This window comes from Nonomuraea sp. NPDC003707 (assembly GCF_053587055.1).
Map to the genome: position 1 here is coordinate 77,592 of NZ_JBSFNK010000036.1, position 11,880 is coordinate 89,471.

Consider the following 11,880-nt stretch of genomic DNA (forward strand, 5'->3'; position numbering starts at 1 on the left):
GTAGTAAGCCACAACGGTGCACGCAGGTTCGCTTCATGACACGATGCCTCCGTGCTGCCCTATGCCGCCTACCTCCGCGTCTATGAGCCACTGACCGCGTTCGCCGAACCCGAGCGCAAGGTGTGGGCCGACTACGCCGACTCACGGGACCGCCCGCGCCGCGCGAACGCGCTCAATGCGGAGCACGACGAGTCGGTCATGCGCCTTCTCGGTATGCCCCCTCAACCCGTTCCCGCCCAGGAGAGCCCCAACGCCTATCTGCGGCGTGTTGAGGACCGTCTCTATGTCTGTCCCTGGCAAAGCCGTTTGCGCTCGTGGCTGGCGTTCTCAAGGCTGCGTGGCACCACTCCTGTGAAGCTGATGGACCATCTGGTGCCCAAGGCGATCGCGGACCAGGTGGCGGACGACTTCGACCGGTACAAGCGGCAGGCCGGTTCGTCCGCGTTGCGTACGCACATTCGCACCACGGCGTGGCATGTGCCGCCATCGTGGTTCGTGCCGTTTGATGGGAACGAGCGCTGGCTGGTGCTCGGCTCCGCCAACCCGGGACAGGACGTGACGACCGCTACCGGACGCAACCTCATCTACGTCACCTCCATGGCGCAGGCCAGGAGGCGGGCGGCCAGGGCGCTCAACGTGCTGCGCAGGCACCTGGGCGACGTGGCGGCCAACTTCGACGTGGAGGACGTCGCCAGGTGGCTGGAGGAGTTCCACCCGCACTCGCTGGTGGAGCTCGACTACGGCGGCCTCGTCCACCTCATGGACGACGACGCGTTGCAGGCGGACCAGTCGGTGGCCGAGCTGGCGGGCGCCCTGACGGGCCTGGACACGGGTCAAGAAGAACTTGCCTACGCCATGTACCAGAGGGTGATCCTCCGGTGGAAGTCAATGCAACAGCTGGAATCTGCCAACTGAGGCTCAATACGACCGTCTGACCTGCATGAGTAGGTCACGTCTCCCGGCTGCTCTCTTCTGCGAACTGAGTAGTTTGCCGTTTTCACTGCGATACCACGAACCGTGTCGCTAGAATCACCGAGCGTGACATCGCCGCGGGGGCGGGCAGTTGGGTCAAAGAAGGGCTCGCCAATCGCTCTGCGTGGCGGTATGGTCACATCGGGTGATGCCGCATATGGCTCAGAAAAGCCGCACGCTCTGTGCCATAGGGGGACATCCGTGACACGCGCAAAGGCAGTCACAGGATCGCTAAGCCGGTCCACACGGAGGAGAGGCCGCACAAATGTCAGCTCGTACACCCGAGGCCGAGCCACTGCTCACGCCCGCTGAGGTCGCGACCATGTTCAGGGTCGACCCCAAGACCGTTACGCGGTGGGCCAAGGCGGGTAAGTTGACGTCGATTCGAACCCTCGGCGGTCATCGGCGTTACCGGGAGACCGAGGTCCGGGCACTGCTCGCGGGGATTCCGCAGCAGCGCTCGGAGTAAGTGAGGGTCGTCACGGATCCTCAGGGGGGTTGAGGGTGAGCCAGGCCGACGGCCTGGTCCACCGTCGTGGCGACACAACGTCGCATGGGAGAGTTGGCGCCGCCCGCCCGGCGCCATCCTTCTCTCCGCAACGGATCTGAGCGACCGAGCCGCCTCACGCAGTGAGGCAGATTACGCGAGTCGTTCCAACAGCGTGGCCACGGCGCCGTCGTAGGCGGCGGCCACGCCGAGCAGCGCGACCATGTGATCGACGAGCATCTTTTCCAGCGTCGGTCGCTCTATGTCACGGTGCTCGAGCCAGTCGAGGCCGGCCGTCTCCACGGAGGCGATCCACGAGCGCAGGGTCGTGCGCAGCACCGGGCTGGCCTCATCGACCCGCATCTGCTTCAGGATGAGGCGGAAGAGACGCTGGCGTACGCCGTCGACGATCTCGCCGATCTCGCCCGCCCGGTTGGCGGGCCCCCCGCGCAGCAACGCGGCGAACCCGGCCGCGTGCTCCTCGACGAAGTCGAAGTAGCGCCTGAGCCCGGAGGCCAGCTCTTCCAGCGGCCGGCCGCCCTCATGGGGGCGAAGCCGGGACTCCAGCTGCTCCGCCGCGCTCCTCAGCGCGGCCACGTAGAGCTCCTGCTTGCCACCGAAGTAGTGGTAGACCAGGGCCCGCGAAGCGCCCGCCGCCGAGGCCACGTCGTCGATCGAGACGTCTTCCGCGTCACGGGTGCTGAACAGCTCGAGCGCGGCCGCCATCAGCTCCTCGCGACGCCGGTCGACACTGAGCCTGCGCCGCGCCGGCCGTGCCGTCTCGGCTGACTTCCCGGGTGTCACACCTGCACAGTAGCCGACGCCGTGCCGGCCGTTCCCCGGGTCAACCCGCGACGATTCCCTGAGTCAAACAGTGAGAAGGCCGTACCCTGCCGCGAACTCGATCGTTTGGTCAGACAGGTGCCCATATCCGCATCGCGGGGGAGACACATGTCAGGACCGCCCGTCAACACTTCAACCATTACCGAGCTCAGAGAGGTAGACACACTGCCTCGGCCCAGACCGACCATCCGCAACGTCGCCGAACGAGCCGGCGTCTCGAAATCGCTGGTCTCTCTCGTGCTGCGCGGATCCCCGCACGTGAGCGAGCACCGGCGCCAGGCCGTGCTGCAGGCCGCCCGCGAACTCGGCTACCGGCCGAACGCGGTCGCGCGAAGCCTGGTGGAAGGCCGTACGCATCTGGTGGGCGCGCTCGTCGCCGACCTGCACAATCCGTTCTACGCGGAGTTCCTCGACGGTCTGCAGGAGAGCCTGCACGGCGACGGCCTGCGCATGCTCATAGGGAACAGCCAGTGGGACCCGGCGTTCGAGGACGAGGCCGTCGAGGCCTTCCTCGAGCTCAGGGTGGACGGGCTGGTCCTCCTGGGCATCGCGCCGACCAGCGAGACGCTGATCGAGGCCACCGCCTACACCCCGACCGTCGTCGTAGGGGAACGTGACATCGAGCTCGACGGAGTCGACATCGTGGTCGACGACGACCAGCTCGGCGCTCGCCTGGCCATCGATCACCTGGTCGAACTCGGCCACAAGCGCATCGCGCACATCGAGGGCCGGCGCTCGTCGCGCTGCGAGGGCTACCTCGTGGCCATGCGCAGGCACTCGCTGGCGCCGTACATCATGGTCGAGGCCGCGGACTCGACCGAGGAGGGTGGCAGGGAGGCGGCAACGGCGCTGCTCACCCGCGACCCCAGGCCCACGGCGATCTTCGCCGCCAATGACGTGGTCGCGCTCGGCGTGCTCTCGGCCGCCAGCGACCTGGGCCTGCGAGTCCCGCAAGACCTCTCGGTGATCGGCTACGACAACACGCACCTGTCGGCCTCCCACCACATCTCGCTCACCTCGGTCGACCAGCCCCGCCGCACCATGGGAAGGTCGGCGGCGGCGCTGCTGAGCGACCGGATCGGGGACCCCGCGAAGGTCTCGCGCCTGCGCGAGATCCGCCCCGAGCTGATCGTGCGACGCAGCACGGGTCCCGCCTAAGACGAACAAGAAATCTGCAAAGCCGACTGCCGCTGTGGCGAGGATCGCGCGCACGACGGTAGAGCGGCAGTCTGCTGGAGCAGGTTTCTTGTTCGCAAAGGCCCAAGGCTGGGTCAAGCCGCGCGGAGACGTGGCCGCGCGGCTGTTTACTCGTCAGGGTCATGCTATTTGTGGCCGGATTCGATCCGGCCACGATCTGATCCGGGGGAACAGTCATGCGTGATCCGGAACTAGTGTCTTGCGCCCAGCGCGCGGCGGCCGAGCTCGAGCGCGCCTGGGGCCACTGGCGGGCGGGGAGGGGGCGGGGCGTCGACGGCGCCGCCGAGTCGGTCGCCAGTTACGTCGCCCACTCCCTCGACCACCCGTGGGGCCGGCCCCGCGTCGTCCTCGGGCTCGACGCCGAGGACGCGCGGGAGCTGGCCGCCCTGCTGGAGCGCCAGGAGATCGGCGAGCGTGTGTGGTGAGGGGCTAGGGCCCCGGCCAGGATGTAGCATTCCCCGCCACTCGCCGTAGTTGGCATAAGAAGGGCTTGAGCTCCGGGCTTGCCGTAAGTTGGATGCCATGCGTGCTCTGCCAGCCTCAGCTCTCGTCGTTTGCGGCCTGATCGCCTCCGCGTGTGGCGGCACCGGCACCGGTGGCGCCGCGGCAGGTCAGGCCGCTCCCGCGACCAGCGCGGAGCAGACCGCCGCCGAGCAGACTCCCTCCGAGCAGACTCCCTCCGAGCAGACTCCCGCCAAGCAGTCCCCGCCCGACGCCAAGCCCCTGGAGGGCAAGGTCGTCGTGATCGACCCGGGCCACAACGGCGGCAACTACCGCGACCCCGCGGCCGTCAACCGCAAGGTCAACGTGCTGACCAAGTGGAAGCCCTGCGACACGACGGGCACCCAGACCAACAGCGGCTACACCGAGGCCGCCTTCTCCTTCGACGTCTCCAAGCGGCTCGTCAAGATCCTCGAATCCCGTGGGGCCACGGTCAAGCTGACCAGGACGAGCAACGACGGTGTGGGCCCGTGCATCACCCAGCGGGCCGCCATCGGCAACAAGGCCCGCGCCGACGCGGCGATCTCCATCCACGGCGACGGCGCGGCCCCCGCCAACCACGGCTTCCACGTCATCATGCCGAAGAAGATCAACGGCCCCGTGGACAAGGTCGTGGGCGCCTCCAGCAGGCTCGGCATCGACGTGCGCAACGCGTTCGCCAAGGGCACGGGCCTGCCGTACTCCACCTACATCGGCCGCAACGCGCTCGACTACCGCAACGACCTCGGCGGCCTCAACCTGTCGACCGTGCCGAAGATCTTCATCGAGTGCGGCAACATGCGCAACGCCGCCGAGGCGGCCAGGTTCCAGGATCCCGGCTTCCGGCAGAAGATCGCGCTGGCGCTGGCGAACGGATTGCAGCACTATCTCGAAACATGATTCCTCGCCCAGAGCTGCTCAGCGATCTTTCCGGTTCCTTCGAGCTGACCTCGGGCGCGACCGTGTCCGGCGACCTGGTGGACGCCGTACGCCTCGCGCTTCCGCGGCTCGACCTGCGGCCCGGCGACGCCGGTGAGATCGACGTCCGGCGGGATCCGGCGCTCGGCGAGGAGGCGTACCGGCTGACGGCGGGTTCGCGGGGCGTGGAGATCGTGGCCGGCGGACGGGCCGGGGCCTTCTACGCGGCGCAGTCGCTGCACCAGTTGCTGCCCGCCGCCTCCTACCGGTTCTCCACCGGGGCCTCGTGGCTCGTTCCAGGGGTGCGGATCGAGGACGCGCCGCGCTTCGCCTGGCGCGGGCTGCACCTGGACGTGGCGCGGCACTTCTTCCCCAAGCGGGAGATCTTCCGCCTGCTCGACCTGATGGCGACGCACAAGCTCAACCGCCTCCACCTGCACCTGGTGGACGACCAGGGGTGGCGGGTGGAGAGCAGGGCGTACCCGCTGCTGCACGAGGTCTCCTCGCACCGGCCGCGTACGGCGTCCAACTACTGGCGGGAGCCGGACACGTACGACGACCTGCCGCACGGGGGCTACTACACGCTCGACGACCTGGCCGAGATCGGCGCCTACGCCCGCGCCCGGTGCGTCACGGTCGTCCCCGAGATCGACGTGCCCGGGCACGCGTCGGCGATCCTGGCGGCGTACCCGTCGCTCGGGGCCACCGGGGAGCGGTACGACGTGCTCGACCGGTGGGGCATCTCCTCGGCGATCCTGTCGCCGCTGCCGCCGACCGTCGAGTTCCTGACCACGATCTTCGACGAGCTGATCGGGGCGCTGGGCGAGACTCCCTACGTGCACATCGGCGGTGACGAGGTCGTGCTGGACCATTGGGGCGAGTCCGCCGAGATCACCGCGTACCGCGACTCGCTCGGGCTGGCCACCTCCAACGACCTGCAGGCGTGGTTCCTGCGGCGGCTCGCGGACGCGCTGGCCGAGCGGGGTGCGCGGGCCGTGGTGTGGGACGAGGCGTTCGTCAGCGGCGGGCTGCGGGAGGACACCGTGGTCATGCCGTGGCGGGGCATGGGGGTGGGCCGCCGGGCCGCCGCGGCCGGGCACGACGTGGTGGCGACCCCGGTGTTCCCGCTGTACTTCGACTACGCGGAGGCTTCTTCGGCGGACGAGCCCATGGCCATCGGCGACGCCACCACAGTCTCGGACGTGGCCGCCTTCGACCCCGCGCCGGCCTCGTGGACGGAGGAGGAGCGCGCCCGGGTCCTGGGGGCCCAGGCGCAGCTCTGGACCGAGCGCGTGCCCGACGCCCGCACGGTCGACTACCGCCTGTGGCCGCGGGCGTGCGCGCTGGCGGAGATCGCGTGGGCCGGTCCCGCCGACGGCTTCGAGGGACGGCTGGAGGAGCACCTGGGGCGGCTGGACGCGCTCGGGGTGGAGTATCGCCCGCCGGCGGGGCCGCACCCGTGGCAGCGGCGGCGCCCGCACCGGCCGGGCGTGTTGCGCGTCCAGGAGGCGATGGCCCACATCGAAGGCATGACGCACGACGCGGAGTCGACCCGCCCCAGCGTGTGACCTACAGGGCCGGGCGGTCGTTGAGGATGCGCTGGAAGAGGCGGCAGGTCTGCCACCTGCCGTCGATCTCGAGGTAGCGCTCGGCGGTGCCGTACGGCTCGAACCCGGTCTTGACCAGCACGTTCTGCGAGGCCGCGTTGTCGAGCAGGACGCTGGCCGCGATCCGGTGCAGCCGCAGCTCCTCGTCGGCCATCCGGCACACCTCCCGCACGGCGCCGGTGGCCAGGCCGCGCCCGACGTAGCCGCCGTCCACCCAGTAGCCGAGGTCGGCGCTCAGCCAGGGGCCGCGGACGATGCCGCTGAGCGTCGCGCGGCCCACGATCTCCTCGCCGTCCGCGAGCACCCAGGCCATCGCCCGGCCCTGCGCCTGATCTTCGAGCAGGCCCTTGAGCCGCTTGGCCTGTCCGTCCGCGGTGAAGAACTCGTCGGGCCTGCGGGGCTCCCACCGCTTGAGGTGGTCGCGGTTGCGGTCGTAGGCGCGTACCAGGGCCTCGACGTCCTGTTCGGCGGCCGGGCGCAGGGTGATGCCGTCCGCTAGTGGTACCTCTTCGATCATTCGCCCCACGATAAGGGATTCAGGCGGTACGGCCGATGGCGTCCGTGATGGATTTGAGGCCGTGGCGGCGTACCCGCCTGGAGAGCTGACGGTGGATGCGCGAGGCCCAGAACGGGCCGCCGTAGATCCAGCCCGTGTAGCCCTGGACCAGGGTGGCCCCGGCGAGCAGGCGCTCCCAGACGTCGTCCACGTCCTCCACCCCGCCGACCGACACCAGCGCGAGCCGGTCGCCGACCCTGGCGCGCAGGCGCCTGAGAACCTCCAGCGAGCGGCCCTTGAGCGGGCGGCCCGACAGCCCGCCGGTCTCGCCGTCGTGCCTGATCGTGGTGTTGGTGGCGATGATGCCGTCCAGGCCGAGCTCCAGCGCCAGATCGGCCACCGCGTCCACGTCCTCGTCCGCGAGGTCGGGCGCGATCTTCACCAGCAGCGGAGTGGGACGGGGCGTGCCGTCCGCCACCTCCTTGACCGCCGTGAGCAACGGCCGCAGCAGCGAGACCGCCTGGAGGTTGCGCAGCCCCGGGGTGTTGGGCGAGCTGACGTTGACCACCAGGTAGTCGGCCAGCGGCGCGAGCTCCTTGGCACTGGCCACGTAGTCGGCCACGGCCTCCGACTCGGGCACCACCTTGGTCTTGCCGATGTTCACCCCGACCACGACGGGGACGCCGCGGGCGCGGCGCAGCCTGCGGGCGGCGGCAGCCGCCCCGGCGTTGTTGAAGCCCATCCGGTTGATCACCGCGCGCTCTCCCACCAGCCTGAACAGGCGCGGGCGCGGGTTGCCCGGCTGGGCGTGCGCGGTGATCGTGCCGACCTCGACGTGGCCGAAGCCGAGCGCGGCGATGCCCTCGGCGCACGCGGCGTCCTTGTCGAACCCGGCGGCCAGGCCCAGCGGACCCGGGAAGTGCACGCCGAACGCGGTCACCCGCAGGGCCGGGTCGCGGGGCGCGAGCGTGCGGAAGAGCAGCCGCTTGACCACGGGCAGCTTTGCGAGGAGCGCGAGGGCGCTCACGGTCTGATGGTGCACGGCCTCGGCGTCGAAACGCCGCAAGACCTGCGTGAACACGAGGCGATACATCACGGGTCAGGCTACCAATCCGGCCTCGTGGGCGATGATTGCGGCCTGCACGCGGTTGCGCACGCCGAGTCTGGTGAGGATGGCGCTCACGTACGCCTTCACCGTGCCCTCGACGATGTGCAGCTCGCGGGCGATCTCGGCGTTGGACATGCCCGCGCCGACCAGGGCGAGCACTTCGCGCTCCCGGTCGGTGAGCGGGCCGACGCGGTCGCGGGCCTGCGCCCCCTTGGTCAGCTTTCCGCCCGCGAAGTGTGCGATCACCCGCTGGGCGACCCTGGGCGACAGGTACGCGGCCCCGTCGGCCACCGCGTGGATCCCGGCGATCAGCTCGCGCGGATCGCCCGACTTGAGCAGGAACCCGCTCGCCCCGATGTCGAGCGCCTTGGCGATGTAGTCGTCCTCCCCGAATGTGGTCAGCATCACCACGGCCGTGCCCGGCGCGACCCGGCGCATCTCGCTCGCCGCCCCCAGGCCGTCGAGCCTGGGCATGCGGATGTCGAGCAGCGCCACGTCGGGGCGGTGGCTGATGGCCAGGTCGACGGCCTGCCTGCCGTCCCCGGCCTCGGCCACCACCTCCAGCGACGGGTCGGAGGCGAGGATGGCCTTGACCCCGGCCCGGATCATGGCCTCGTCGTCGGCCAGGAGTACACGGATCACGCCCTCTATATTGCCGACATGGCACAGGTGAAGGTGTACGGGCGCAGGGACGTGTGGGCCGGACGGCAGCGGGAGATCTCGGATCTGGTGCAGTCGTGCCTGGTGAGCGCGTGGGGCGTGCCGCCGGAGAAGCGGTTCCACCGGTTCCTGCTGCTGGAGGAGGACGACTTCGTCTGCCCTGGGCGCAGTGACAATTACCTCATCATCGAGGTGATCTGCTTCACCGGGCGCAGCGACGACGCCAAGCGGGCGCTGATCAGGGAGATCTACGACAAATCCGGCTACGAGCCCGAGGACGTGGAGATCACGATCATCGAGATGCCTAAGGTGAACTGGGGGATCCGCGGGGTGCCCGCCGACGAGCTCACCCTCTCGTACAAGGTCGAGGTCTAGCTGACGGTATGGTCCGACTCATGAGCACTCACTATGACGTCGTCGTTCTCGGCGCGGGTCCCGGAGGGTATACGGCCGCCGTCCGCGCCGCCCAGCTCGGACTGCGCGCTGCGGTCGTCGAGGAGAAGTACTGGGGTGGCGTCTGCCTGAACGTGGGCTGCATCCCGTCCAAGGCGCTGCTGCGCAACGCCGAACTGGCCCACATCTTCAACAACGAGGCCAAGACGTTCGGCATCAGCGGCTCGGTCACCTTCGACTACGGGGCGGCCTTCCAGCGCAGCCGCAAGGTGGCCGACGGTCGGGTCAAGGGCGTTCACTACCTGATGAAGAAGAACGCCATCACGGAGTACGACGGCCGCGGCACGTTCCTGGACGCGAACACGATCCAGGTGAACGGCGAGACGATCACGTTCTCCCACTGCATCATCGCGGCGGGCGCGACCACCCGGCTGATCCCGGGCACGCGGCTTTCCGAGCGTGTGGTGACGTACGAGGAGCAGATCCTCACCGAGGAGTTGCCGGAGAGCATCATCATCGCGGGCGCCGGCGCCATCGGGGTGGAGTTCGCGTACGTGCTGCACAACTACGGCGTCAAGGTGACGATCGTGGAGTTCCTCGACCGGGTGGTGCCGCTGGAGGACGAGGAGGTGTCGGCCGAGCTGGCCAAGCGCTACAAGCGGCTCGGCATCGAGGTGCTGACCTCGACCCGCGTGGACGCCATCGAGGACACCGGCGCCTCCGTCAAGGTCACCGTCACCCGCGGCGGCGAGACCCGGGTGCTCGAGGCCGACAAGGTGCTGCAGGCCATCGGGTTCCAGCCGCGCGTCGAGGGCTACGGCCTGGAGAAGACGGGCGTGGCGCTGACCGACCGGGGCGCCATCGCGGTCGACGGGCGCTGCCGTACGAACGTGCCGCACATCTTCGCCATCGGCGACGTCACCGCCAAGCTGATGCTGGCGCACGCCGCGGAGTCCATGGGCATCATCGCCGCCGAGACGATCGCGGACGCGGAGACCATGGAGCTCGACTACGTGATGATCCCGCGGGCCACGTACTGCCAGCCGCAGGTGGCCAGCTTCGGCTACACCGAGGCGCAGGCGCGCGACCTGGGCTACGACGTGAAGGTGGCGAAGTTCCCCTTCACGGCCAACGGCAAGGCGCACGGCCTGGGCGACTCGGCCGGCTTCGTCAAGATCATCAGCGACAACACGCACGGCGAGCTGCTCGGCGCCCACCTGATCGGGCCCGAGGTCACCGAACTGCTGCCGGAGCTGACCCTGGCCCAGCAGTGGGACCTGACCGTGCACGAGGTCGCCCGCAACGTCCACGCGCACCCGACGCTCGGCGAAGCGGTCAAGGAAGCCATCCACGGCCTCGCCGGCCACATGATCAACATGTGATCGGGTCCCAGGGGGCAAGCACGGTCCTCACCCAGGAGGCGCTACGCGCCATGCGATGGTTCGGGCCCTGCCTCCCAAGGGGGCGAGCCCCCTTTCGATCCCCCAAAGGCGCGGTCCTCGCTGACGCTCGGGCGTGCTGATGGGGGATCAGGGCTTCGCCCCGATCCCCGGCAGGCCACCTCGTGCTCCCCCGGCTGTGGGCCGCGTCCTCCACGGGTGGTCGTCCGCTGTGAGCAGCGCCCCAGGAGACTAGCTGGCGAGGAAGTCGAAGTGGAACGCCGCCACGAGCAGGATCAGGCTCGCGGTTCTTACGAACTGGATGAACACGGTGTGCTCGGTTATCTTGACGAGCCCGGCGACCGCCGCAACCGGGCGTCCTTTTCCCTTGATGAAGCTTTCGAGTATGTAGGCGCCGATTCCCCATCCTATCGGCAGTAGTATGAGGGCCCCCAACGCAATGGGGCCGGGTAGCGTCGAAGCGACAAACCAGAGAAAGGCGAAGGGCAGGGCAAGGCACAGGATGCCGACCGCTGCCATGACCGTGGTTTCGACCGGCTTCTTCAGCGGGGACAGCCATTCCCGTAAGCGCGCGGGCCCGACAATGTCGATGAGGATGGCCAAACCTGCCAGGAGCGCCGCGACCTTGGCCAGACGTGCCCATTTGTAGATCTCCAGCCCCCATAGGATGCGGGACTTGATGTCCACGCCCGCTGACCAGAGTGACCATGCCTCTAGGTAACTGATTTCCTGCAATGCCATGGCGGGATGGTACGCCACCGGCGTGTCGACGGTGACAGGTGGCGTCGTTCCGGGATCAAACTGTTTTGCCGCCGAGCAGGCCGAAAATCACGCCCAGGCCCGCCCACGCCGCTCTTTGCAGCCATTCCGTCGTCGACATCTGCGACGGAGTGGGATTGGCGATGAAGAAACCCGAATAAATAGCGCCGCCCACGAAGAGGACCGTGAAGCCGAGCACCACGAAGAACACGAGTCTGAAATTCCGGTCCACGGTCGTCGCGCCGCCGCCCGGGCTCATTCCGGCCCTCCCGCGTACCGGCGGGAGCGCGTCGCCGGGCTCGGCGCGGGTGGGCCGCTCCGGTCCGCATCGACCTTGATGATCAGCCCATCAATGGGAATGACCTCTTCCTCCGTGGCCGGGCGTGCCCCCTGCGGGGACTCGAGCGTGGTCCCGGCTTTCACGATCAGGGTCAGCTCGCCGAGCGGGCGCCTGAATATGGCGCGGAGGGCCGCACGCATGCCGGAGTTGCCGACCATCGTCAGGACCATGGCCGCGAGTCCCGCCGTGGCGAATCCCCAATAGAATCCGTTCATGGCCC

Annotated in this window: 15 protein-coding genes; 8 read left to right on the forward strand and 7 right to left on the reverse strand. The window is 69.0% G+C overall.

Annotated elements, in window-relative coordinates; genetic code table 11:
- Positions 1–51: 51 nt before the first annotated feature.
- Both ACWDRB_RS53675 and bldC read left to right on the forward strand, forming a co-directional pair.
- On the forward strand, positions 52–915 hold the full coding sequence (locus ACWDRB_RS53675; protein ID WP_449908241.1) for a hypothetical protein: 864 nt from the start codon (positions 52–54) through the stop codon (positions 913–915).
- A gap of 322 nt (positions 916–1,237) precedes the next feature.
- Positions 1,238–1,441 carry a developmental transcriptional regulator BldC gene (gene bldC / locus ACWDRB_RS53680; RefSeq protein ID WP_013133571.1) on the forward strand — a complete coding sequence of 68 codons (204 nt, stop codon included), beginning with the start codon at positions 1,238–1,240 and terminating at the stop codon, positions 1,439–1,441.
- 171 nt (positions 1,442–1,612) lie between these two features.
- Here the strand turns inward: bldC and ACWDRB_RS53685 are convergent, their stop codons facing one another.
- The gene (locus tag ACWDRB_RS53685) at positions 1,613–2,263 is read right to left on the reverse strand and encodes a TetR/AcrR family transcriptional regulator (RefSeq protein ID WP_364261151.1); all 651 of its coding nucleotides are present in this window, start codon (positions 2,261–2,263) and stop codon (positions 1,613–1,615) included.
- Between the two features lie 147 nt (positions 2,264–2,410).
- Between ACWDRB_RS53685 and ACWDRB_RS53690 the strand changes: the two genes are divergently transcribed.
- The 4 genes from ACWDRB_RS53690 to ACWDRB_RS53705 all read left to right on the forward strand — a co-directional run bounded on the left by ACWDRB_RS53690 (position 2,411) and on the right by ACWDRB_RS53705 (position 6,465).
- A complete protein-coding gene (locus tag ACWDRB_RS53690; protein WP_449908244.1) occupies positions 2,411–3,460 on the forward strand; it encodes a LacI family DNA-binding transcriptional regulator in 1,050 nt (349 codons plus the stop codon).
- Positions 3,461–3,675: 215 nt separating this feature from the next.
- Positions 3,676–3,924, forward strand: coding sequence for a hypothetical protein (locus ACWDRB_RS53695; RefSeq protein WP_185069048.1), 249 nt, complete (start codon positions 3,676–3,678; stop codon positions 3,922–3,924).
- 97 nt (positions 3,925–4,021) lie between these two features.
- On the forward strand, positions 4,022–4,879 hold the full coding sequence (locus ACWDRB_RS53700; protein ID WP_449908246.1) for an N-acetylmuramoyl-L-alanine amidase: 858 nt from the start codon (positions 4,022–4,024) through the stop codon (positions 4,877–4,879).
- Entirely contained in the window at positions 4,876–6,465 is a 1,590-nt protein-coding gene (locus tag ACWDRB_RS53705) for a beta-N-acetylhexosaminidase (RefSeq protein WP_449908247.1), read from the forward strand. The genes ACWDRB_RS53700 and ACWDRB_RS53705 overlap by 4 nt, the downstream gene beginning before the upstream one ends.
- A 1-nt stretch (position 6,466) precedes the next feature.
- Here ACWDRB_RS53705 and ACWDRB_RS53710 read toward each other — a convergent pair whose 3' ends face one another.
- The 3 genes from ACWDRB_RS53710 to ACWDRB_RS53720 are packed head-to-tail and all read right to left on the reverse strand — an operon-like array spanning position 6,467 to position 8,750.
- Positions 6,467–7,021 (reverse strand): GNAT family N-acetyltransferase, encoded by a 555-nt coding sequence (locus ACWDRB_RS53710; protein ID WP_449908249.1) that lies wholly within the window; start codon positions 7,019–7,021, stop codon positions 6,467–6,469.
- Between the two features lie 19 nt (positions 7,022–7,040).
- Positions 7,041–8,093 (reverse strand): quinone-dependent dihydroorotate dehydrogenase, encoded by a 1,053-nt coding sequence (locus tag ACWDRB_RS53715; RefSeq protein WP_449908251.1) that lies wholly within the window; start codon positions 8,091–8,093, stop codon positions 7,041–7,043.
- A gap of 6 nt (positions 8,094–8,099) precedes the next feature.
- Complete coding sequence (locus tag ACWDRB_RS53720) at positions 8,100–8,750, reverse strand: response regulator (RefSeq protein WP_449908253.1); 651 nt, start codon at positions 8,748–8,750, stop codon at positions 8,100–8,102.
- An 18-nt stretch (positions 8,751–8,768) separates the two neighbouring features.
- Here ACWDRB_RS53720 and ACWDRB_RS53725 point away from each other — a divergent pair, with 18 nt between their 5' ends.
- Both ACWDRB_RS53725 and lpdA read left to right on the forward strand, forming a co-directional pair.
- A complete protein-coding gene (locus ACWDRB_RS53725; protein ID WP_363983950.1) occupies positions 8,769–9,143 on the forward strand; it encodes a tautomerase family protein in 375 nt (124 codons plus the stop codon).
- A gap of 20 nt (positions 9,144–9,163) precedes the next feature.
- Positions 9,164–10,543 carry a dihydrolipoyl dehydrogenase gene (gene lpdA / locus ACWDRB_RS53730; protein WP_355207656.1) on the forward strand — a complete coding sequence of 460 codons (1,380 nt, stop codon included), beginning with the start codon at positions 9,164–9,166 and terminating at the stop codon, positions 10,541–10,543.
- Between the two features lie 249 nt (positions 10,544–10,792).
- Here lpdA and ACWDRB_RS53735 read toward each other — a convergent pair whose 3' ends face one another.
- Genes ACWDRB_RS53735 through ACWDRB_RS53745 form a run of 3 tightly spaced genes read right to left on the reverse strand, consistent with a single transcriptional unit; the run spans position 10,793 to position 11,875 of the window.
- The gene (locus ACWDRB_RS53735) at positions 10,793–11,302 is read right to left on the reverse strand and encodes a hypothetical protein (protein ID WP_449908256.1); all 510 of its coding nucleotides are present in this window, start codon (positions 11,300–11,302) and stop codon (positions 10,793–10,795) included.
- 55 nt (positions 11,303–11,357) lie between these two features.
- Positions 11,358–11,579 carry a hypothetical protein gene (locus tag ACWDRB_RS53740; RefSeq protein WP_449908257.1) on the reverse strand — a complete coding sequence of 74 codons (222 nt, stop codon included), beginning with the start codon at positions 11,577–11,579 and terminating at the stop codon, positions 11,358–11,360.
- Positions 11,576–11,875 (reverse strand): hypothetical protein, encoded by a 300-nt coding sequence (locus ACWDRB_RS53745; RefSeq protein WP_449908259.1) that lies wholly within the window; start codon positions 11,873–11,875, stop codon positions 11,576–11,578. Before ACWDRB_RS53745 ends, ACWDRB_RS53740 begins: the two co-directional genes overlap by 4 nt.
- Positions 11,876–11,880 lie beyond the last annotated feature (5 nt).

Bases quoted from the DNA above. Each gene is read 5' to 3' on its own strand.
- bldC (WP_013133571.1), top strand. From the start codon at position 1,238: ATGTCAGCTCGTACACCCGAGGCCGAGCCACTGCTCACGCCCGCTGAG.
- ACWDRB_RS53690 (WP_449908244.1), top strand. From the start codon at position 2,411: ATGTCAGGACCGCCCGTCAACACTTCAACCATTACCGAGCTCAGAGAG.
- ACWDRB_RS53695 (WP_185069048.1), top strand. From the start codon at position 3,676: ATGCGTGATCCGGAACTAGTGTCTTGCGCCCAGCGCGCGGCGGCCGAG.
- ACWDRB_RS53700 (WP_449908246.1), top strand. From the start codon at position 4,022: ATGCGTGCTCTGCCAGCCTCAGCTCTCGTCGTTTGCGGCCTGATCGCC.
- ACWDRB_RS53705 (WP_449908247.1), top strand. From the start codon at position 4,876: ATGATTCCTCGCCCAGAGCTGCTCAGCGATCTTTCCGGTTCCTTCGAG.
- ACWDRB_RS53710 (WP_449908249.1), bottom strand. From the start codon at position 7,021: ATGATCGAAGAGGTACCACTAGCGGACGGCATCACCCTGCGCCCGGCC.
- ACWDRB_RS53715 (WP_449908251.1), bottom strand. From the start codon at position 8,093: ATGTATCGCCTCGTGTTCACGCAGGTCTTGCGGCGTTTCGACGCCGAG.
- ACWDRB_RS53725 (WP_363983950.1), top strand. From the start codon at position 8,769: ATGGCACAGGTGAAGGTGTACGGGCGCAGGGACGTGTGGGCCGGACGG.
- lpdA (WP_355207656.1), top strand. From the start codon at position 9,164: ATGAGCACTCACTATGACGTCGTCGTTCTCGGCGCGGGTCCCGGAGGG.
- ACWDRB_RS53735 (WP_449908256.1), bottom strand. From the start codon at position 11,302: ATGGCATTGCAGGAAATCAGTTACCTAGAGGCATGGTCACTCTGGTCA.
- ACWDRB_RS53740 (WP_449908257.1), bottom strand. From the start codon at position 11,579: ATGAGCCCGGGCGGCGGCGCGACGACCGTGGACCGGAATTTCAGACTC.
- ACWDRB_RS53745 (WP_449908259.1), bottom strand. From the start codon at position 11,875: ATGAACGGATTCTATTGGGGATTCGCCACGGCGGGACTCGCGGCCATG.